Consider the following 20,452-nt stretch of genomic DNA (forward strand, 5'->3'; position numbering starts at 1 on the left):
GTCGTCAGTCCATCAGTTTCTTCAGCACATAAACCGTCTGCAGGGCGTCAGTGAAGGCCTTCTGCTTCAGGTTTGCGGCGGCTGAGTGGCCACCTTCCGTGTTCTCATAGTAGATCACCGGCTTGCCCATGGACAGCATCTTCGCGGCCATCTTGCGGGCGTGTCCTGGGTGCACGCGGTCATCCTTGGTGGAGGTGTAGAAGAACACTTCCGGATAGTCCTTGTTGGCATCCAGGTTCTGGTAAGGCGAATACTTCAGGATATAGTCACGCTCTTCCGGGATGTCGGGGTTGCCATATTCACCCATCCAACTCGCGCCCGCCAGAAGCGTGTGGAAACGCATCATGTCCAGAAGCGGCACCGCACAGATTACCGCGTTCCAGAGGTCAGGGCGCTGGGTGGTCATGACACCCATCAGCAGGCCACCATTCGAGCCGCCGCGAATGCCCAGATGCTCAGGACTGGTGAGGCCCGAGCTGATCAGGTCTTCGCCCACGGCGATAAAGTCATCATAGGCCAACTGGCGGTTTTCCTTTAGCGCTGCCTGGTGCCATCCGGGGCCATACTCTCCACCACCGCGAATATTGGCAACGGCGTAAGCGCCGCCTTCTTCAACCCACAGTTTGCTGAAGCCGGACAAATAGCCAGGCGTCAGTGAAATCTCAAACCCGCCATAACCATAGAGGACCGTCGGCGTCTTGCCGTCCATCTTGGTGTCTTTGTGGCGGATCAGGAAGTAAGGCACGCTGGTGCCGTCTGCGCTTGTTGCGAACTTCTGTTCAGTCACCAGGTTGGAGGTGTCGAAGCGTGTCGGCAGGCTGGTGATTTCTTCAGGGGCCATGCCACGTTCAACAACGTAAAGCGTATCGGGTTGCAGGAAACTCTCGAAGTTGACAAAGGCTGCGTCTGTCCAGTCATCCGCGCTTACCACGCTCAGGCTGCCGTTTTCAGGCATGCCTATGTCAGCTACCTGCCAGCCAGAAGCATCCGGGCGTGCAGCTTTCAGGTTGCCAGTCACGTCGTCAAGGACGGGGATGAAAATCCGGTCACGGCCGATGGTTACATCATCAATCGAACTGCCTTCACCGGTTTCAAGAATCACCTGCAGGCTCAACTCAGGCCTGCCGGCGATGGCATCAACCACTTTGATGGACACGAGTGAGCCGGGTTTGATCTCTTTGGCGCCAAGAGTCCATGCCTTGCGCATCTTCAGGATAATCATATCCGCAAAGAAGCCTTTGAAGGAGATTGATTTCGGCAATGCCAGCTTGCGCATTTCAGCTTCTTCGCCCTCACCATCCATGATGTGGATCACTTCGGTGAAAAAGTCCGGAGCCTGCACAACACCAACATAGGTGCCGTCGGGGCGGTGGCTGGCGAACGGGAAGCTGCCCACGTCCTTGCGGTCGCCTTCGTGCATCAGCTTGGCCATGGAAAGCGGTTCGTTGCGCTTCCAAAGCTTGATCTGGTTGGCATAACCGGAATCGGTCATGGTGCCGTCACCGAAATCAGTGCCGATCAGCACCGTGTTGGCGTCCACCCACACCACTTCCTGCTTGGCTTCGTCGGTTTCAAAGCCGCCATTGACGAAGCGTTTGGTGAAGGCATCAAATTCGCGCACCACAACGGCATCACCGCCGCCGCGGCTCAGTTCAATCAGGCAGCGACCAAAATCGGGTGCCAGGCATTTCCGCCCCTTATAGACCCAGTTTTCGCCTTCTTCTTCGGCCAGCTTGTCGAAATCCAGGACATCGACCCACTTGGGATCACCCGATTTGTAGGATTTCAGGCTGGTGCGGCGCCACAGGCCGCGGACGTTTGTCTCGTCCTGCCAGAAGTTATGCACCGCACCACCCGTGAGGCGTCCATAAGCGATCTTGTCCTTGGCGTTATAGTCCTTGAGGGCGCGATAACGCAGGGCGTCAAAACGCGGGTCTTTTTTCAGCAGCCCGAGCGAATGGTCATTCCGCTCATGCACCCACTCAAGTGCCTTGTCACCTTCAACTTCCTCTAGCCACAGGAACGGATCATCCTCCGCGCCTACGGTGGCCGTGATGGCTGCAGCCATAACCACTCCTACTGTCACTGATTTCATTGTGTCCCCCTTGGACGTTTCTTGTTGTATCTAGAAATTATCTTTCCGCGCCCGCACTTCTGCGAATACTTTCGGCAGCGGTGCGCCAATCATGTCCACCGTTTCCTGGATGTTTTCGCTCATGGGGCGCAGGAACGGGTTCGTGGCTTTCTCCAAGCCAATGGTGGTCGGGATGGTGGGCGTGCCTGCGGCGCGCAGCTTTTCAACCTCAGCCATGCGGGCCTTGAGGTCGGTGTTTTCAGGCTCGACCGTCAGGGCAAACTTGCCGTTGGCCATGGTATATTCGTGCGCGCAGTAAACACGCGTGTCATCAGGCAACTTCAGGAATTTCGACAGCGATTGCCACATCTGGTCGGGCGTGCCTTCGAACAGGCGTCCGCAGCCCATGGCGAACAGTGTGTCACCACAAAAAAGGGCATCATCGTCCTTGAAATGATAGGCAATGTGACCGCTGGTGTGGCCCGGCACGTCATAGACGTCCGCCGCCACGTCGCCCAGGTGGGCTTCGTCGCCTTCCGCCACGGCCACATCAAGGCCGGGTATGCGCTCGCGCTCAGCGGCGGGGCCAATGATTTTCAGCCCATAATAGCGTTCCTTCAGCGCCAGGTTCGCGCCTGTATGATCCCAGTGATGGTGGGTGTTCAGGATATGTGTCAGCGTCCAGCCGCGTTTCTCAAGCTCCGTGACCACCTCGTCTTCGACGGCCGGGTCAACAACCGCCGTATCGCCCGACTTGGGCTCATGGATCAGATAGACATAATTGTCATTCAGGACTGGTATTTGAACGATCTCAAGCATGTGTCACTCCCACTTCGGGCGACACTATAACTGTGTGGCGCGCACCTTGCCACTGAGAAACTGCAGTGTTGCCTTGCGCCCGTCTGCATCCCGGCCATAGAGTGCTATTTGGTCATATCACATCTGGGGGGCACCATGGCTATCACGCGCATCACATTCCTGAAGCTTCTTGCGGCATCGGCTTTTCTTCTGCTTGCCGGGTGTGGCGACACAGAAAAACAGCCTGACCAGTATGATGTCCTGATTAAGGGTGGCACGGTCTATGACGGCACAGGCGCCCGGGGGCGCCTTGCAGATGTTGGCGTGCGGGCGGACCGGATTGTCGCGATCGGTGACCTGTCTGGCGCGGAAGCCGCCACCGTGATTGATGCGTCGGGCAAAGCGGTGGCGCCCGGATTTATCAACATGCTGTCCTGGGCAACAGACAGCCTGATCCTTGACGGGCGCGGGCTGTCGGACACGGTGCAGGGTGTAACGCTTGAAGTGTTTGGCGAAGGTTGGTCCATGGGGCCGCTGGCGGAGCACACGAAAGCAGACTACCAGAAGAAAATCAGTGCCACGCCTCAGCCGTATGAAGTGACCTGGACAGGTTTTGGCGAATATCTGGAGATGCTGGAAAGCAAAGGCATTTCCCCCAACGTGGCGTCCTACGTGGGGGCCACCACCGTGCGCATCAACCATGTGGGCTACGCCAACCGGGCGCCGACGGAGGCAGAGCTTGAAGCCATGAAGGCCGAGGTGGCAACCGCCATGGAGGAAGGCGCCATGGGATTGGGCACGTCGCTGATCTACGCGCCGGCCTTTTACGCTAAAACCGATGAACTGATCGCGCTTGCAAGCGTCGCGGGCCAGTATGGCGGGCGCTACATCTCCCATATGCGCAGTGAGGGCAGCCAGATCATGGCCTCGCTGGAGGAACTGATTACCATTGCCCGCGAAGCGGACCTGCCCGCAGAGATTTATCATCTGAAAGCGGCGGGCAAGGATAACTGGGCCAAGTTGGATGATGTGATTGCGCGCGTCGAAGCCGCGCGGGCTGAGGGCCTGGACATCAGTGCCGATATGTATAGCTACACGGCTGGGGCCACGGGCCTTGACGCTGCCATGCCGCCCTGGGTGCAGGAAGGCACCCATGAAGAGTGGGCCGAGCGGTTGAAGGACCCGGACATCCGCAAGCGGCTACAGGTGGAAATGACAACCCCGTCTGACGACTGGGAGAACCTGATGCTGGCGGCGGGGCCGGAAGGCGTGCTGCTGCCCTATTTCCAGAATCCGGAGCTGAAGAAATATACCGGTATGCGTCTTTCAGAAGTGGCCGAGGCCATGGGGAAAACGCCCGAAGAGGCCGCGATGGACCTGGTGATTGCAGACGGCACGCGCGTAAGCGCCATCTACTTCCTGATGAGTGAAGACAATGTGAAAAAGAAAATCCGTCAGCCCTGGGTGGCTTTCGGGTCTGACGCCGAAGCGGTTGACCCTGCTGTTGCCAAGGAATTTGGCGGCAAGCACCCGCGCACCTACGGCAACGTGGCACGCCTCCTGGGCCATTATGTGCGCGACGAGAAGGTGATCCCGCTCCATGAAGCCATCTTCCGCCTGACCGGACTACCTGCGGCACGGCTGAAGTTGCGCGACAGGGGGCATGTCCTCGAAGGCGCCTATGCGGATATCGTGGTGTTTGATCCGGCGACCATTGCGGATCACTCAACTTTCAATGATCCTCACCAGCTTTCAACGGGCGTCAGCGATGTGTTTGTCAATGGGGTGCAGGTGATCAAGGCCGGCGAGCACACCGGCGCAACCCCAGGACGGGTTGTGCGCGGGCCCGGGTGGACCGGGTGGGATGAGGGCCAGTAGGCAGGCCGTCAGACGTTCAGAAGCCACGCGCCAACCTTCAGGCGCACGTCTAGATCGGCGGCTACCTCGCCAGGCGGGGCAATGGGCCAGTCCCACATCTCAATCGGATCCCCGGGTAGCAGGTGGGGGTCGACTGTCTGGATAACATGCGGCGCGGTGCCCGTGATTTCCACACGCTCATAGTCGGTAATCATGAGGACCGGGCAATCCATGGCCAGAAGCGCTCGTACATGCGCTTTCTGGATTGCAGTTGTAATTTTTTCTTCCTGCTCGCCAACTGGGGGGCTCGCGGCAAAGGCCAGCGGCAGCTGGCTGAGCACGTTACAGCTGACGGCCATGCCGTGGCCCACCAGCGGCAGGGGAGCCATATCGGGCGGGCTGATGGCGGTGTTTTTGTCGCCCAGCCAGAATTCCTGCAGCATGCCGGTGAGGTCGGCGCGCTCAAATTCCACATTGCCAAAGGGCTTGATGGCGCGGCGCGCCTGACGGGTTTCAACCGCATCCATCAGAAGCGCCCCGGCCGGGTGATCATTCAGCGCTGCCAGAGGCACATCAAGACACAGTCCCGCGCCCATCAGCAGGATCGGTTCTTTCGGGTCTGCCTGATAAAGGTGGGCGGTGATGCATTCCTTGGTGTGCTGCAGATGGTCTGCCCAGAAGGCCTTCTGCCGACGGTGACGGCCCAGGATGCCTGCTATTTCGCGCACGAGGCCGCCTTCGCGGGCCCCAGGCACCGCACGGACGGTCAGTACTGTGAAAAATTCCTCGATCATGATCCGTTTTCCATGCCCGGCAGCAATTTGCCCGGGTTCATGATGCCGACCGGGTCCAGCGCGGCCTTGATCTGGCGCATCAGATGGACAGCCGGGCCCTTTTCCTTTTCCAGATATTTCATTTTACCAAGGCCGATGCCGTGCTCGCCGGTGCAGGTGCCGCCCATTTCAATGGCGCGGGTCACCATGCGGTCGTGCAGGTCATCCAGCGCCCGCATTTCACCCAGATTGTTCGGGTCCGCCAGTAGAATGGTGTGGAAATTGCCGTCGCCCACATGCCCCAGCATGGTGCCCACGATGGGACTTTCATCCATGTCGCGGCGGGTCTCGCGCATACAGTCCCCAAGGCGCGAAATGGGCACACACACATCTGTTGTCACCACATGCTTGCCAGGCTCCATGGCGCGGGTGGCATAATATAGCTGATGCCGGGCGTGCCACAGCTTGTTGATGTCTTCCTGTTTTTCCGCGAACTCAATGTCTGACCCGCCCATATCCGCGGCAAGATCGCTGAAAGCTGCGATGTCTGCATCGACGGCGGCGGCGCTACCGTGGAACTCGAGGAACAGGGTGGGAGCTTCCTGGTGTTTCAAGCCCGAATAGGCGTTCACGGCTTTGATCGATAGCTCGTCCAGAAGCTCAATGCGCGCCACCGGCAGGCCCATCTGAATCGTGGTGATAACGGTGTCGATCGCAGCGCCAAGGTCAGGGAAGCGGCACACGCCCGCCATCAGCTTTTCCGGCCTGCCATAAACCTTGAGGCTCATTTCCGTGACCACCCCAAGGGTGCCTTCTGACCCGGTGAACAGGTGCGTCAGGTCATAGCCCGCGGCCGACTTGCGTGCGCGGTTCCCGGTTTCAATGATTTCGCCGGTTGCTGTGACCACCTCGAGCGACAGAAGCTGTTCGCGCATGGTGCCGTACCTGACAGCATTGGTGCCCGACGCGCGCGTGCCCACCATGCCGCCAAGCGTACAGTCCGCGCCCGGATCAACCGGGAAGAACAGGCCCCTGTCACGCAGGTATGCATTCAGTGACTGCCGCGTGACACCGGCCTGCACGCGTACGTCAAGGTCGGCCTCATTGACCGCCAGCACCCGGTTCATCAGGCTCAGGTCAATGGTCAGGCCGCCATGGGGCGCCGTGACATGGCCTTCAAGCGAGGTGCCGGCGCCAAACGGGATCACCGGCATGCGGTGGCGTGCGCAGATGCGCACGGCGTCGGCCACGTCTTCCGTGGTCGCGGCATAGAGGACCGCGTCAGGCATCATCACGGCGTGCGAGCTTTCGTCCGCGCCATGCTGTTCGCGGTCGGCAGTCGAAAGATTGATCTTTGTGCCAAACCGCGCCGTAAGATCCGAAATGGCCAAGTCTTTGTTCATAGGGCTATTTTACAGAAGATTGCAGGATTGGCGAGTGCAGATTGCGGGGAAGCAAAAAACGCTGAAACGCCCCATAGTTAACGCATTTGCAAGGATAGCTGGGCTATGCTGACGGCAAATGAGAGCCCCTTAAATGATCTTTGAAATCTATCAATGTATTGTGATTGAGCATGACTATCGGCTGGTAATTCTGGCTGCGATGATAAGCCTGTTTGCCAGTTATACAACCATGAGCCTCCTGCAGCGCGCGAAAGAGGCAGAAGAATCGGCTCGAAAGCACTGGGGTCTTTTGACAGCGATCAGTGCCGGTAGTGGCGTGTGGGCAACCCATTTTGTTGCGATGATTGCCTATGATCCTGGCATGCCTGTGGCATTTGATGTCATTTTGACGGTGCTGTCGGTACTTGTCGCGATTGTCGTGTGTGGTGCTGGGTTTGCGATATGGGTGCTGTTTCGCGGCATTCTTCCGCTGATCATCGCCGGCACCGTCGTCGGAAGTGGGATTGCATCCATGCACTGGGTGGGGATGGATGCGGTCCGCCTGCAAGGCACGATCCATTATGACCAGCCCTACTTGCTTTTAGCGGTTTTCCTGGGTGTCGGCTTCAGCAGCCTGACGCTCTACGCCATGAAATCCTTCAACCGCCAGCGCTATTTGCTGCGCGGCTCCTTCCTGTTCATGGCAGCAATTTGCACCCTGCATTTTACTGCGATGACAGCGGTAAATGTGACCTATGATCCCACGGTTTCGGTGCCCACCTATGCGGTTCCCAAAGTCTATATTGTGCTGGGCGTTACTCTTGCAGCTGGATTACTGCTGGCCCTGACGTTGGCCAGTGCCTTGATTGACAGGCATATGGCCAAGCGATTTCAGGAAGAAGCCCGCTATTTGCGGGATATCGTGGATGCTGGGACAGAAGGCATTGTTCTGTTGGATGACAAAGGTCGTATTCTTGCCGCCAATGGCCCATTCCTGCGCCTTGTGGGGCGTCGGCACCAGGTCATTCAGGGGCTTATGTTCAAGCATTGTTTCCGAAATCTGGAACTAGATGAGGATTTGCTGGAAGCGGCCGAAGATTCCATTGAAAGGCAAGCCGTGGCGATCCATGCAGATGGAAGCGAGCGGTCGGTGCAGGTGGCCCTGAATCTGCAGCATGGCCTTGCCGCTACCTCTATTGTGGCGCTTGTGACAGCTGCGACTTAGGTGAAATAGCGCACGGGCGTTAATAGAACATCAAGTCTTGGAGCTTACCATTGACGGCTCAACGATGGGCCCGGGATGTTTCCTATGCTGACGCAGGTCATAACAATTATCTTCAACGAGCATGACGTCCGTGTCCTTGGCCTTGCAAGCCTGATTTCCCTGATATGTGCCTTTGCCGCAGTTATGATGGCGCAGCGTGCCCGTGAGTCCGCAGAGAGCGACAGGTGGCGGTGGCTGCTGAAGTCGGCGGTCGTGGTGGGCGGCGGTTTTTGGGCCACCCATTTCATGGCGATGCTGGGGTGGGACCAGGGTTTGGCCATCGGTCATGGCTTCTGGCTGAACCTGATGTCGGGTGCCGTGATGATCGCGTCTGTGGGAATCGGGCTGTATCTTGCGACATATAACCGGACCAAACGGGCCCGACTGCTCGCCGGCCTACTGGTTGGTGCTGGCATGGCGATGATGCATTATATTGAACTGCAGTCTTTGTCGCTTCAGGGGCAGGTGGCAACAAATAGCTGGTACAACTTGGTGGCTGGCCTTGCTGCTCTCTTGTTGGCCGGGGTCGCTCTGGTGGTGATGAACAAAACCTATGACCGGGTGCGGCAGCTGCTGGCTACGGCCCTTCTTGCCAGTGCGCCGCTCGCTTTGCACATGGTTGCTATGGCCGGCACGACAGTGTCGCCCGATGCCTCGTTGCCTCTGCCGGACCGGCTGTTCACGGATGTGGTTCTGGGGTTTGGTGTATCTATTGGGGCGCTGGCTGTGTTGGGCTTCAGTCTGGCGATGGTGGTGATGGATATACACATTACTGAACATCAATCGGTTGAGGTTTCGCGCCTTCAGAGCTTGGCGGATGCCGCGATTGAGGGCATCGTGGTGGTGGACTATGGCGGCCATATTGTGGATGCAAACCCCAGCTTCCTGTCGCTGGTGTGTCACAGTATACGTCAGCTTCGGGGGCAGGATTTCGCCCGATATTTTCACGATTTTCCGCAAGGAGAGACAGTCACCAACTTGGCTGAACGCGCCGAGCATATTGAAGAAACAACCTTGTTGAGTTCCGTGGGCGAGGAAATACCCACAGAACTGTTCTTCAAATGCGCGATTGTCAGCGGCGAACCCCACAATGTGGTGATTGTGCGAGACCTGCGTGAGCGCCGCGCTGCCGAGCAGCGGATCAACTATCTGGCCAATTATGACGTGTTGACGGGGCTGGCCAATCGCCAGCTGATGATGGACCGGTTGGGGCAAAGCATCCCGACTGCGCAGGCTCACGACCAGAAAGTGATTCTGCATTTTATCGATCTGGATTTCTTCAAGGAGATGAACACCACCGTTGGCCAACAGAATGCGGATCAGCTGCTGAAATTCTTTGCCGGGCGCATTTCAAGCGTGATGCGCGGCATGGTAATTGTGTCCCGTATCGGGGCCGATCAGTTTTGCGTGGTACAGGAGGGCGTGGCCAGCGCTGAAAGTGCTGAATTGCTTCTGGAGCGTTTGAGGCGGAAATTAAACCAGCCTTTTTCTGTGGCCGGACTCGAAGTGAAAATCACGGTGTGCGTGGGAACCGCAGTTGCCCCAGATGACGCAGATGACCCCAACATTCTTCTTGCCCGCGCCGAGATCGCCATGAAAAAGGCCAAGGCAATTGGGCGCGGCAACTATTGCTTTTATGAGGAAAGTGTCGACAAGGCACAGGAAGAACGCCGCAGGCTGAAGCTGGATTTGGCGAGTGCACTGGAAAAGGGGGAGCTGTTCCTGCTGTATCAGCCGCAATTTGACTGCGATACAGGCATTGTCACCGGGTTTGAGGCGCTGGTGCGCTGGCGCCATCCGGCGTTGGGGCTTATTTCCCCGGCGGAATTTATTCCGCTCGCCGAAGAATCCGGCGCGATTGTCGACATAGGAGACTGGATTCTGGACGAAGCCTGCAGAGAAGCCGCCCAGTGGGATAATCCTCTCCGGATCGCTGTGAACTTGTCGCCAGTGCAGTTCCTGGAGGATAATCTGGGTAGTCGGATTGCCGAAACGATCCAGCGGCACGGCCTTGCGCCGGAGCGGCTTGAGCTTGAGATCACCGAAGGGGTTTTGATTGAAGACGAGGCGCGCGCGCTTGACATGCTCCGCGCCCTTAGGGCTAAAGGTGTGCTGCTGGCAATGGATGATTTCGGCACGGGATACAGTTCGCTCAGCTATCTCCGGCAGTTTCCGTTCGACAAACTGAAGATCGACCGTAGCTTTATCTTGAACCTGCAAACCGATCCGCAGGCGCTTGGCATTGTCAAAGGCATGATAGGACTTGCCCACGGCCTGGATATTCCCGTGCTGGCAGAGGGGGTGGAAACCGAAAGCCAGCTGGCAATGTTGCGGCTTGAACATGGTGATGAAGTGCAAGGTTATTATACAGGTAAGCCCAAGCCGATCGACGAGTATGCCGCGCTGGTGCAAGCCACCGCTGGTCAGAAGGCCAACAAGTACGTCCCTCACGGGCGTCTGGCCTGATTTCATTCTGATATGTTACCGGACAGGTGGCCTTCCCCTAAGGCACGCTCGTGTGCGTATCCAACGGTAACAGCCTTCAGCGGCTTTCGGACAGGGCTAGATTGAGGCGGTCCCGGAAAGCCAGGGCTGACACACCCATGCTGGCCTGTGTGCGGCCCACCTTGGTAGAAGCGGTCTGGACACCGATAATCACATAGGTATCGCTGCCCTCAATCTTCTGCAATATCGGCCCGCCGCTGTCGCCCTTCAGCGACAGGCAGTCAGTCAACAAAACGCGGTTGCCATAGAGCGCATTGCGGATGCTGCAGCCTTCTTCCAAAGACAGGATATGTGCCCGGTCGCCGGGGTATCCAGCCGCAATAACCTCGGGGGTGGCCAGAAGCGGGCCTTTGTGGGCGGCGCTGCCCCTGAAGTTTTCGTGCAGCTCAAGAAAGCCTTCCTGTTGCCCAATCGGGTCTGCCAGCTTCAGGATCGCCCAGTCATGCGGCAGGTTCCGTTTATCCGCCCCCAGCGTGCCGTCGAAGCCTGAGGGTACAAAATAGCTCAGGACGCGGGAGTGCGCCCGATATTCACCTTTGCTGTAGCCCGATACGAAATGAACGATGCCGGGCACCACCATTGTCTGGCCGGCCTTTGAGTAGAGGCAATGGGCAGCGGTGAGCACCAAACGGTCGCCGACAAGGGCGCCGCTGCAGTGCGCCCGCCCGCCGATGTTTACCCGTCCGATGGCCCGCCAGGGTGGTTCGTTGCTGTCGACAGTGCGGCGGCGGAAGCTGGTGACCACATCTTCGGGTACGCGGCCTTCAACGGCCCGCATCCGATTCAGGCGCTCCTCGGGCGTCATGGTCGAGTCCTGTTGCTGCGCAAAGGCCGGCAGGGCAATAAGCGTCAAGGCAAGGATGAGGAATATTCTAATCATCAGTCTTCAGGCGTGGCGGGGCGCTGGCGCTCACAGGCGTGCCCACGCTGATGCTGCGGTAAAAACAGCTGGGGTGTCCCACGTGGCAGCATTTCCCGCCTTTCTGCTCCACCACCAGCCACAGCGCGTCCTGGTCGCAGTCGGTGCGGAAATCCTTCACCACCTGGAATTCACCAGAGGTCGCGCCCTTGTGCCAAAGCTCGGACCGCGAGCGGCTGTAATAGTGCGCTTCGCCAGTTTCGATTGTGCGCTCGATGGCTTCGGCGTTCATCCAGGCCTGCATCAGGACTGCCCCCGTGCTCGCGCAGGTGGTGACGACGGGAATGAGGCCCCGGTCATCAAACTTGGGGGCGAATGCGTCACCCGTTTCAACGGCCTTGCGGTCGGCCCGCTCTGCAAACTGGATTTTGGTCATGCGTAAGCTCTCAAACAACAAAGCGGCATGATCGCCCGATCACACCGCTTCATCAAGTGATAGATTGTTGATCCAGCTTTTACCCGCGCACCAGGTCCCAGAAGCGGCGCTCTTGGTCGGCTTCGCGGAACACCCCGCGGAACTGGCGGGTGATGGTGTAAACATCACTGTGTTTCACGCCGCGGCAGGACATGCAGCTGTGGGTGGCGTCGATTACCACGGCAACGCCCTTGGGCTTGAGATATGTCTCGATGGCGTCAGCGATCTGGGCTGTCATGGTTTCCTGCGTCTGCAGGCGTTTGCCATACGCTTCAACGATCCGCGCGAGCTTGGAGATGCCAACCACAGACCCGTTCGGCATATAGGCCACGTGGGCTGTTCCCAGCACTGGCACCATATGGTGTTCACAGTGGCTTTCCACCTTGATGCCGCGCAGCACGACCATGTCGTCATAGCCTGCGACTTCCTCGAACGTACGCGACAGGATTTCTGCCGGGTCGTCTTCATAGCCTTTGAAGAATTCCTTGTAGGCCTTGGTGACGCGCTTAGGCGTGTCCAGCAGGCCTTCACGGGTCGGGTCGTCGCCCGCCCAGCGGATCAGCGTGCGCACGGCCTCTTCAGCCTCGGCGCGGCTTGGCTTGATAACACGTGGGGTAGTTCCTGCGCCTGCGTCCCCACGGGCGTCATCAGGGATTACCTTCAGTTCAGAGCCAGTGTCGGCCCTTTCAAGTACGGCATCCATCTAAAATTCCTTTCTGTGGATGATGGCCAACCTCTCGTCTTTCGGGTCGGCTATGGAATCGGTTTCCGGCTTTTTGGCCACGGGAAACACCGATTGATATGGTCAGGATTAACCAGAATTCAAGGCAAACGCAAGATTTCTGCGGCTCAAGCCAAATCCTTCTTGGCAATCCGTGTTTCCCGTCTTACGTAGGGACGGAACTTCTGGATCAGGAAAATGACCGAACTTTACAACACCGATATCCTGCGCTGGACCACGCGTATCCCGCACACCGAGCGGCTTCAGGTGGCGGACGCCACGGTCACCAAGACCAGCCGTATCTGCGGCAGCCGGATCAGCGCGGATGCACGTGTTCAAAATGGCGTGATCACCGAGTTCGGGCAGGAGGTGAAGGCCTGTGCACTTGGCCAGGCCACGGCCGCCATTGTCGGCCAGCATGTGATTGGGCTGAGTGAAGACGAGCTTACGGATATCGCCGCGCGCTTCCGCCATATGGTCAAGACTGGCGAGGCGGATTTCCCGGCCAAATGGGCAGACCTCGCGCTCCTGGCCCCCGTGTGGGAGCACCCAGGCCGCCACGGCAGCGTGATGCTGCCCTTTGAGGTATTAGAGGGCCTGTTCGCGGAAATTGACACGCATCGCTGATGCAATGATGGGGGAATACAGCATGAAATCACCATACCAGGGTTTGCCACGACGTAATTTTTGGCGCACGGGCGTTGCTGATGAAGCGCCAGAGACTATTCAGAATCTATATCGTCACAAGTTTAAAATTGGTCGCAAGGATAAAGTTGCAACTGCAGGAAGTTGTTTTGCTCAGCATATAGCTCGCAACCTGAGGGGGCGTGGCTTTAATGTGTTGGATATGGAACCTGGTCCACCGGGATTGTCGGATGAACAGCTGAAGAAATATGGCTTTTCGCTCTATTCTGCGCGTTTTGGCAACATCTATGCGGTACGTCAGTTGTTGCGGCTGGCCCAAGAGGCCTTTGGTGAATTTAAGCCGCGAAAATGGATATGGGAAAGGAATGGCAGGTTCTTTGATGCCTTGCGGCCCTCTGTGGAACCCGAGGGGCTGAGCACGCCTGAGCAGGTTCGCCTCAGCCGCATGATGCACCTGAGCCATGTCCGTCGCATGTTTGAAGAAATGGATGTATTTGTCTTCACCTTGGGGCTTACCGAAGCATGGGAGAATGAAGAGAGCGGTACAGTGTATCCAACTGCCCTGGGAACCATCGCTGGGTCTTACGATCCGCAATTTATGTCGTTCAAGAACTACACCCATTCACAAATACTGGAAGACTTTCTCGCATTCAGAGCGCTTATTCATAAGCACAATGCTGATGTGCGTTTCTTGCTTACTGTTTCGCCCGTTCCACTTACTGCGACGGCAACAACAGACCATGTATTGACGGCAACCACCTATTCCAAGTCAGCGTTGCGAGGGGTGGCAGGCGAGCTGTATCAGACCTACGATGACATCGACTATTTTCCATCCTATGAGATTATTGCATCTCCTTTCTCCAAAGGAAAATTTTTCGCGCCCAACCTGCGCAGTGTGACAGAGGAAGGCGTGCAGACCGTGATGCGTGTCTTTTTCGACGACCATGACCCCGATGGGCAGCAGAAGACGAAGCAATCTGGCGGCAAGCCGACAGGAACGGCGTCTGAAACGCGGGTGAAGAAGGAAGATCAAGAGGGTAAGGAGATTTGTGAGGACGCGCTGCTGGAGGCATTTTCGTCATGAAGAAATTGTGCGTGATTGGTACCTCTCATGTCGGGGCTTTGAAGACGGGCTGGGATGCGATTAAGGCCGAACAAAGTGATTGGGATATTGTATTCTTTGGCGCTCCCGATTTTGGGGTGACAGAGCGTCTGCGGCATGTGAAGCGCCGTGGGTCTAAATTGGTATCGGTCGAGAAGTATACAAGGGAATATTTCAAAGTTACGTCTGGTGGGCAGGCCGAGATAGACCTTGAAGCTTATGATTGTTTCCTGGTTCAGGGTGCGGGCATCGGCATCAACCTGATTATGCGAACCATCTATTCATTTTTCAGGTCAGAACGCCACGCAATGAGCGGGGGGAACGTGTTGGTGTCTGAAGCCTGTTTTTCCGACGCGGTAAAGGGTTTATTCTTGTCGAGCGTAGCAGCGCGCCTGGCGGATGAAATCGCCGCTGCCGTGGATACGCCAGCATATCTGGTGCCCAGTCCCTGTCCAAGCGAGGGCTTGTTGTCGGCGACAAAGACGAGCAAGAAAGTCTGGATGGAGATAATGCGGAATTGGCAGAAAATTCATGCTGCTGGTGACCATATCGTGCTGGAGGACCAATATAGGGCAGGGCTGGATGCTGTTCGGGCGCAGGGCTACAGATTGATCGACATTCCTGCCGAATTCTATAGCGCGCCATGTTTCACGAAGCATGAATATTGCAAGGGCAGTGAATGGCTTCAGGACGCCAAGTATGAGGCCTCCCCCGATGATGATTATCTACACATGAATGGCCGATATGGGGCCACACTGCTCAAATCTTTTTTTGAGACGGTGTCCCGCGAAACCGGATAAGACGGAAGCAATCTAACTATCGACAAAATCTCGATGTCTACTATGGTTGGCGCCAATCATGGGAGAGCGGATGATGATGCGACAGTTCCTTTCAGGGCTGATAGCGGTGCTGGGGCTTGCAAGTGCGGCCTTGGCAAACAACGGCACGATGGACGAAATGACGGCCACCATCAGCCGAGGCGACTATAAGGACATCACCAGCGTCCTGGTGCTGAAGGACGGCAAGATTGTCTATGAGCGCTATTTCGGGCGGAGCGGCCCGCAGTATCTCAATAACACCCGGTCTGCGACCAAAAGCATCACCAGCATGGCGGTGGGTGCGGCGATCGAGCAGGGCGGTTTCTCCAGCGCAGACGACAAGGTCATGCCGTTCTTCCGGGTTTATGACCCCATCAAACATCTGAACGACACAAAGAAGGATATCAGCCTCAAGGATCTGCTGACCATGTCGTCGGCGCTGGACTGCAACGACAATGACCAGACGACCCCGGGATACGAGGACAAGATGCACCAGGAGCAGGACTGGACCCGCTTCGTGCTGGACCTGCCCACCATGCCAGGCTGGTCGCGCGATGCCTCTGGCCTTGGGCCGTTCCGTTACTGCACCGCGGGGTCCTTCCTGGCCGGACAGGCGATTGAGATGGCCGTGGGCCAGAGCCTGGATGATTTCATAGATGCTGCACTGTTCACCCCGCTCGGGATAACCAGGTACGAATGGCACAGTTCGCCTATCGGTGAGGAACAGGCCGGGGGCGGGCTTGAACTGACAAGCCGGGACCTGATGAAGTTTGGACAGCTTGCGCTGCAGAACGGGGTCTGGAACGGACGCCGCCTGCTGCCCGAAGGCTGGATCACGGAAAGCACAACAGCGCACCGAGTGGTCAGTGAAGTACAAAGCTATGGCTATCACTGGTGGATTGGCGATTTCTTTTCCGCCACCACAGGCCTTGTACACAAAGGCTATTACATGGCGGGCAACGGCGGCAGCAAAGTGGCGGTGTTCGAGGACATGGACATGGTGGTGGTGATCACGGCTGAGCGCTACAATACGCCGGACATGCACCAACAATCGAATGACCTGCTGCAGGGCTATATCCTGCCTGCCTTTGAGTTGGGGGCGGTGCACTAACAGGCCTATTGCGGCTTTACTGGAACACACGCCTGTGCGAGCCTTAAGGACAAGGATCATCTGGTAAAGGGGGCAGGGGATGGACACGATTTTGGCGTATCTTCCCATTATCTTGCAATATCTGGCGCTGATGTTCGTGCTGGCGGTGGGCCTGGGCGTTCTGTGGGTTATTGCCGCCTATTTTCGCGACAAGAGCCAACATGAAAGCGCCCTCAGACGCAACTATCCGGTCATTGCCCGCTTCCGATATCTGTTTGAACATCTGGGTGAATTCTTTCGTCAGTATTGCTTTGCCATGGACCGGGAGGAAATGCCCTTCAACCGGGCCGAGCGGTCCTGGGTTTACCGCGCCGCAAAAGATGTAGATTCAACAGTGGCCTTCGGCAGCACGCGGGACCTCAAGCCCGCAGGCACTGTTTTCTTCGCCAACTGTGCGTTCCCGGCGATGGATGAAGAGGACGCCGAACCCACACCTGTTACCATCGGGCCGGGCGCGAGGGAGCCCTATACCACCAGTTCGATCTTCAATATTTCCGGCATGAGCTTCGGTGCGCTTTCAGTCCCTGCCGTGCGTGCCCTGTCGATGGGCGCCAAGAAGGCGGGCATCTGGCTGAACACCGGTGAAGGGGGCCTGAGCCCCTATCACCTTGAAGGCGGGTGCGACATCATCTTCCAGATCGGTACAGCCAAGTTCGGTGTCAGGAAACCCGAAGGCGGTTTTGATGAGGGCAGGCTGAAGGCCGTTGCTAGGCATGATCAGGTCAAGATGTTCGAGATCAAGCTGAGCCAGGGCGCCAAGCCCGGCAAGGGCGGCATCCTGCCCGGGGTGAAGGTGACCGAAGAAATCGCGGCCATTCGCAGCATTCCGGTGGGCAAAAGCGCCATCAGCCCCAACCGGCACGAAGAGATGCGCGGCGTGGCCGATGTCCTTGATATGGTCGCCTACGTGCGCGAGACAACGGGTAAGCCGACAGGGCTCAAGCTGGTGGTCGGGGACGAGGAATTCTTTGGCGAGCTGTTCGCCGAGGTGAACAAGCGCGGCGCTGAAAGCGCGCCTGATTTCATCACCCTTGATGGCGGTGACGGCGGCACGGGTGCCGCCCCCATGAGCCTGATTGACAATATGGGCATGCCTTTGCGTGAAAGCCTGCCGCTTCTGGTGGACAGCCTGATGCGCACGGGCCTTCGGGACCGCATTCGCGTGATCGCATCCGGCAAGCTCATCAATCCGTCTGAGGTGGCGTGGGCTTTCTGTGCCGGGGCCGATTTTGTGAATTCCGCACGCGGCTTCATGTTTTCGCTCGGGTGTATTCAGGCGCTTCAGTGCAACAAGAACACCTGCCCCACGGGGGTCACCACCCACGACAAGCGGCTGCAGCGCGGTCTGGTGCCGGAAACCAAGGCCGACCGGGTGGCCAATTATGCCGAAAATATGAAGAAGGAAATCCGCATCATCGCCCACAGCTGCGGTGTGGCGGAACCGCGGGCGCTCCGGCGCAAGCACGCGCGCATCATCATGCGGCCCGGCCAGAGCAAATCCATGGCCGACCTGTGGCCGGATGTGACAGAAGGATAGAGGGCAGCTATGGACTATGAACTGATATACAAGATCATCAACATTGGGGTGTTGCCTGCCTGGCTGCTGCTGGCGCTTGCACCCCATGCCCGTGTGACAACCGCCCTTGTGCACAGCGGCATCTACCCGCTGGCCTACGGCATGCTCTACACCGTTCTTCTGGTGTGGGCCATGGTCTTTGGTGCAGGGGCCGAGGGCGGCAACATGAGCACAGCGGCCGGGGTCTCCGTAATATTCAGCCATCCACATGGCGTCTTGCTTGGGTGGACACACTATCTGGTGTTTGACCTATTTATTGGTGTCTGGATTGTGCGCGACGGGGCGCGGCAAGGCATGGCCCACTGGAAGCTGGTGCCAATCCTGTTCTTGTCGCTGATGTTCGGCCCCGTGGGGTTGATGCTCTATTTCCTTTTGCGGAAAATCTCGTCCTCAGCCGGACTGTCTTCTAGCGAGGGTTAAGCGCCTCGCCCATCGCACGGATGGTGTCGATTTTCTGGTTGAGCGGTGCCCAGTCGTCGCGGTCGGCGATGTGGGACCAGATGTCTTCCACTTCATCAATGAGCATGGTGCAGGGGGCATCGCCCTGGAAGTAGGGGTGCTTGAGCGCGTCCGGACGCGCGGGGTCATAGCCCTTGAGGGCGTCCACCAGCTCGCCGAAGCCTTTGTAGCGCTCGGCCTCCGGGCTCGCCATGGCGCGGCTTTCACTGGCGCCGCCGCCGTACCAGTCGAAGAAGAAGCGCTCGTAAGGGAACTGCTCCTTCAGCATGAAATTGTTGATGAGCGTGAGGAGCGCATCGTCCACCTTGTCGCCCTTGGGCTTGATCCCGAGCCGCGCCAGCAGCTTTTCCCTGAGGGCCGCCAGATAGATGCTGGGGAAGGGGGCGAGCGTGTCCTTGAGCGCCTGTTCCTCACAGATGTCCGCCAGCGCGCCGCCCAACTGGTAGATGTTCCAGTGCAGCGCATCGGGCTGGCGCCCAAAGGCATAGAGGCCGGTTTCATCAAAATAGGCGGCGGTGAACTGCAGGTCCATCTTGGGCAGGAAGCGCCAGGGGCCAAAATCGAATATCTCGCCAGTGATGTTGATATTGTCTGTGTTCAGCACCCCATGCACGAAGCCCGCGGCCATCAGGTCGGCGGCCTGCACGGCCACTCGTTCCATCACAAGGCCCAGGAATTTGAGCGCCCGGTCAGCAACACTGCCTTTCATTTCGGTATCGAAATAATATTTCAGGCAATAATCAACCAGCTTTTCCAGCTTTTCCGTATCGGTGAAATAGGCATGGCGCTGGAAGGTGCCAATGCGGATGTTGCCGTGGGTCAGGCGCACCATGACGGCAGACCGGGTGGGGGAAGGCTCGTCCCCGCGCATCAGGCTTTCGCCGGTCTCGATGATGGAGAAGGTCTTGGATGTGTATGCCCCCAGGGCCTCAAGCATCTCGGAGGCCATGATCTCGCGCACGCCGCCCTTCAGCGTCAGCCGCCCGTCGCCGGACCGGCTGTAGGGCGTGGTGCCACTGCCTTTGGTGCCAAAGTCCATCAGGCGGTCTGCATCGTCCCGCATCTGGGCGAACAGAAAGCCGCGACCGTCACCGATATCGGGATTATAGACCTGGAACTGGTGGCCGTGATAGCGCTGGGCCAAAGGCTCCGGCAGGTTATCCGCGAGCGGTTCGAATCGGCCGAAATGCTTTACCCAGTCTTCATCCGACAGATGATCCAGCCCCACGGTTTTTGCGGCCCTGTCGTTCCTGTAACGAAGGATCGTTTTTGGGAAATCGGCGGCCTGGACCGGGTCGGCAAAGCCGTCGCCAAGGGTTTGAAATGCGGGTTCTGGATGGTAGGTCATCAGGCCTCTTTGCTTTCGGGGAAACTCCAGGTGATGTGGTCGTTGATATCTGGGCGCGGCCGTTCGCTTGGGTCGCGATCCTGGTTGCCGAAAAACAGGAAGCCGGCAATTTTCTCATTTTCACCCAGGCCCAGGCCGTTTGAGACCGTCTTGCTATAGGCGGCCCAGCCAGTCAGCCACTGGCTGGCATACCCAAGGGCGGTGGCCGCCACCAGCATATTCTGGCACGCCGCCCCGATCGACAGTTCCTGCTCCATCACCGGGATTTTATGGTCTGGATTGATGCACATGATGGCCACCACCAGCACGGGCCCCTGGCTGGCATAGCCCTTCATTTTTTCGGCAACCTTGGGGTCGCGCTCATCTTCAATCACCAGGCCTTCGGCGATCAGGTCGCCGAGTTTTTCGCGGTCGGCCCCGGTCAGCACCAGAAAGCGCCAGGGGTTGAGCTTGCCGTGGTCGGGCACGCGCATGCCTGCGGCCAGAATTTTCTCCATCGCCGCCCGGTCCGGGCCGGGGCCCACCATATCCTTCGCCTTCACGCTGCGGCGGTTCATCAGAAGGTCATAGGTGGCATCATTGGGCGTGTTGAAGGGCATAAGCTCGCTTTCGGTCTTTCGTTTCTTTGCATCCGGATATCGGGGTT

18 protein-coding genes are annotated in these 20,452 nt (G+C 58.0%); 9 read left to right on the forward strand and 9 right to left on the reverse strand.

Annotated elements, in window-relative coordinates:
• Positions 1–4 precede the first annotated feature (4 nt).
• Together KORLAC_RS01940 and gloB are read right to left on the reverse strand one after the other, a co-directional pair.
• Positions 5–2,095 (reverse strand): prolyl oligopeptidase family serine peptidase, encoded by a 2,091-nt coding sequence (locus tag KORLAC_RS01940; protein WP_074519352.1) that lies wholly within the window; start codon positions 2,093–2,095, stop codon positions 5–7.
• A gap of 30 nt (positions 2,096–2,125) precedes the next feature.
• A complete protein-coding gene (gene gloB, locus KORLAC_RS01945; RefSeq protein WP_068302062.1) occupies positions 2,126–2,893 on the reverse strand; it encodes a hydroxyacylglutathione hydrolase in 768 nt (255 codons plus the stop codon).
• Positions 2,894–3,028: 135 nt separating this feature from the next.
• Here gloB and KORLAC_RS01950 point away from each other — a divergent pair, with 135 nt between their 5' ends.
• Complete coding sequence (locus KORLAC_RS01950) at positions 3,029–4,750, forward strand: N-acyl-D-amino-acid deacylase family protein (protein WP_068302066.1); 1,722 nt, start codon at positions 3,029–3,031, stop codon at positions 4,748–4,750.
• 8 nt (positions 4,751–4,758) lie between these two features.
• Here KORLAC_RS01950 and KORLAC_RS01955 read toward each other — a convergent pair whose 3' ends face one another.
• Positions 4,759–5,523 carry a hypothetical protein gene (locus KORLAC_RS01955; protein WP_068302068.1) on the reverse strand — a complete coding sequence of 255 codons (765 nt, stop codon included), beginning with the start codon at positions 5,521–5,523 and terminating at the stop codon, positions 4,759–4,761.
• On the reverse strand, positions 5,520–6,905 hold the full coding sequence (locus KORLAC_RS01960) for an FAD-binding oxidoreductase (RefSeq protein ID WP_068302070.1): 1,386 nt from the start codon (positions 6,903–6,905) through the stop codon (positions 5,520–5,522). Before KORLAC_RS01960 ends, KORLAC_RS01955 begins: the two co-directional genes overlap by 4 nt.
• 133 nt (positions 6,906–7,038) lie before the next feature.
• On the opposite strand from KORLAC_RS01960, the gene KORLAC_RS01965 reads away from it, so the two are divergent.
• Positions 7,039–8,109: an MHYT domain-containing protein gene (locus KORLAC_RS01965; protein WP_068302075.1), complete on the forward strand. Its 1,071-nt coding sequence runs from the start codon at positions 7,039–7,041 to the stop codon at positions 8,107–8,109.
• An 84-nt stretch (positions 8,110–8,193) separates the two neighbouring features.
• Positions 8,194–10,614 (forward strand): bifunctional diguanylate cyclase/phosphodiesterase, encoded by a 2,421-nt coding sequence (locus KORLAC_RS01970; protein WP_068302078.1) that lies wholly within the window; start codon positions 8,194–8,196, stop codon positions 10,612–10,614.
• 76 nt (positions 10,615–10,690) lie between these two features.
• On the opposite strand, the gene KORLAC_RS01975 is transcribed toward KORLAC_RS01970, so the two are convergent.
• The 3 genes from KORLAC_RS01975 to folE all read right to left on the reverse strand — a co-directional run bounded on the left by KORLAC_RS01975 (position 10,691) and on the right by folE (position 12,690).
• Positions 10,691–11,533, reverse strand: a complete 843-nt coding sequence (locus KORLAC_RS01975; protein ID WP_068302081.1) for a trypsin-like serine peptidase — start codon at positions 11,531–11,533, stop codon at positions 10,691–10,693.
• Positions 11,526–11,948 (reverse strand): phosphoribosyl-AMP cyclohydrolase, encoded by a 423-nt coding sequence (hisI, locus tag KORLAC_RS01980; protein ID WP_068302085.1) that lies wholly within the window; start codon positions 11,946–11,948, stop codon positions 11,526–11,528. Before hisI ends, KORLAC_RS01975 begins: the two co-directional genes overlap by 8 nt.
• 79 nt (positions 11,949–12,027) lie before the next feature.
• Positions 12,028–12,690 (reverse strand): GTP cyclohydrolase I FolE, encoded by a 663-nt coding sequence (folE, locus tag KORLAC_RS01985; protein WP_068302089.1) that lies wholly within the window; start codon positions 12,688–12,690, stop codon positions 12,028–12,030.
• A gap of 216 nt (positions 12,691–12,906) precedes the next feature.
• On the opposite strand from folE, the gene KORLAC_RS01990 reads away from it, so the two are divergent.
• The 6 genes from KORLAC_RS01990 to KORLAC_RS02015 all read left to right on the forward strand — a co-directional run bounded on the left by KORLAC_RS01990 (position 12,907) and on the right by KORLAC_RS02015 (position 18,419).
• Positions 12,907–13,335, forward strand: a complete 429-nt coding sequence (locus KORLAC_RS01990) for an iron-sulfur cluster assembly scaffold protein (RefSeq protein ID WP_068302092.1) — start codon at positions 12,907–12,909, stop codon at positions 13,333–13,335.
• A gap of 22 nt (positions 13,336–13,357) precedes the next feature.
• Complete coding sequence (locus KORLAC_RS01995) at positions 13,358–14,437, forward strand: GSCFA domain-containing protein (RefSeq protein WP_068302096.1); 1,080 nt, start codon at positions 13,358–13,360, stop codon at positions 14,435–14,437.
• Positions 14,434–15,255, forward strand: coding sequence for a hypothetical protein (locus tag KORLAC_RS02000; RefSeq protein WP_068302099.1), 822 nt, complete (start codon positions 14,434–14,436; stop codon positions 15,253–15,255). Before KORLAC_RS01995 ends, KORLAC_RS02000 begins: the two co-directional genes overlap by 4 nt.
• Before the next feature lie 73 nt (positions 15,256–15,328).
• The gene (locus tag KORLAC_RS02005) at positions 15,329–16,384 is read left to right on the forward strand and encodes a serine hydrolase domain-containing protein (protein ID WP_206594835.1); all 1,056 of its coding nucleotides are present in this window, start codon (positions 15,329–15,331) and stop codon (positions 16,382–16,384) included.
• A 79-nt stretch (positions 16,385–16,463) separates the two neighbouring features.
• Positions 16,464–17,960 carry an FMN-binding glutamate synthase family protein gene (locus tag KORLAC_RS02010; protein ID WP_068302107.1) on the forward strand — a complete coding sequence of 499 codons (1,497 nt, stop codon included), beginning with the start codon at positions 16,464–16,466 and terminating at the stop codon, positions 17,958–17,960.
• Between the two features lie 9 nt (positions 17,961–17,969).
• Entirely contained in the window at positions 17,970–18,419 is a 450-nt protein-coding gene (locus tag KORLAC_RS02015) for an ABA4-like family protein (protein WP_068302109.1), read from the forward strand.
• Here KORLAC_RS02015 and KORLAC_RS02020 read toward each other — a convergent pair.
• Entirely contained in the window at positions 18,406–19,806 is a 1,401-nt protein-coding gene (locus KORLAC_RS02020) for a protein adenylyltransferase SelO family protein (protein ID WP_068302118.1), read from the reverse strand. The two genes, KORLAC_RS02015 and KORLAC_RS02020, sit on opposite strands and share 14 nt — an antisense overlap.
• The gene (locus KORLAC_RS02025) at positions 19,806–20,405 is read right to left on the reverse strand and encodes a nitroreductase family protein (RefSeq protein WP_068302122.1); all 600 of its coding nucleotides are present in this window, start codon (positions 20,403–20,405) and stop codon (positions 19,806–19,808) included. The genes KORLAC_RS02020 and KORLAC_RS02025 overlap by 1 nt, the downstream gene beginning before the upstream one ends.
• Positions 20,406–20,452: the final 47 nt, after the last annotated feature.

Source organism: Kordiimonas lacus, from assembly GCF_001550055.1.
Lineage (GTDB): Bacteria > Pseudomonadota > Alphaproteobacteria > Sphingomonadales > Kordiimonadaceae > Kordiimonas > Kordiimonas lacus.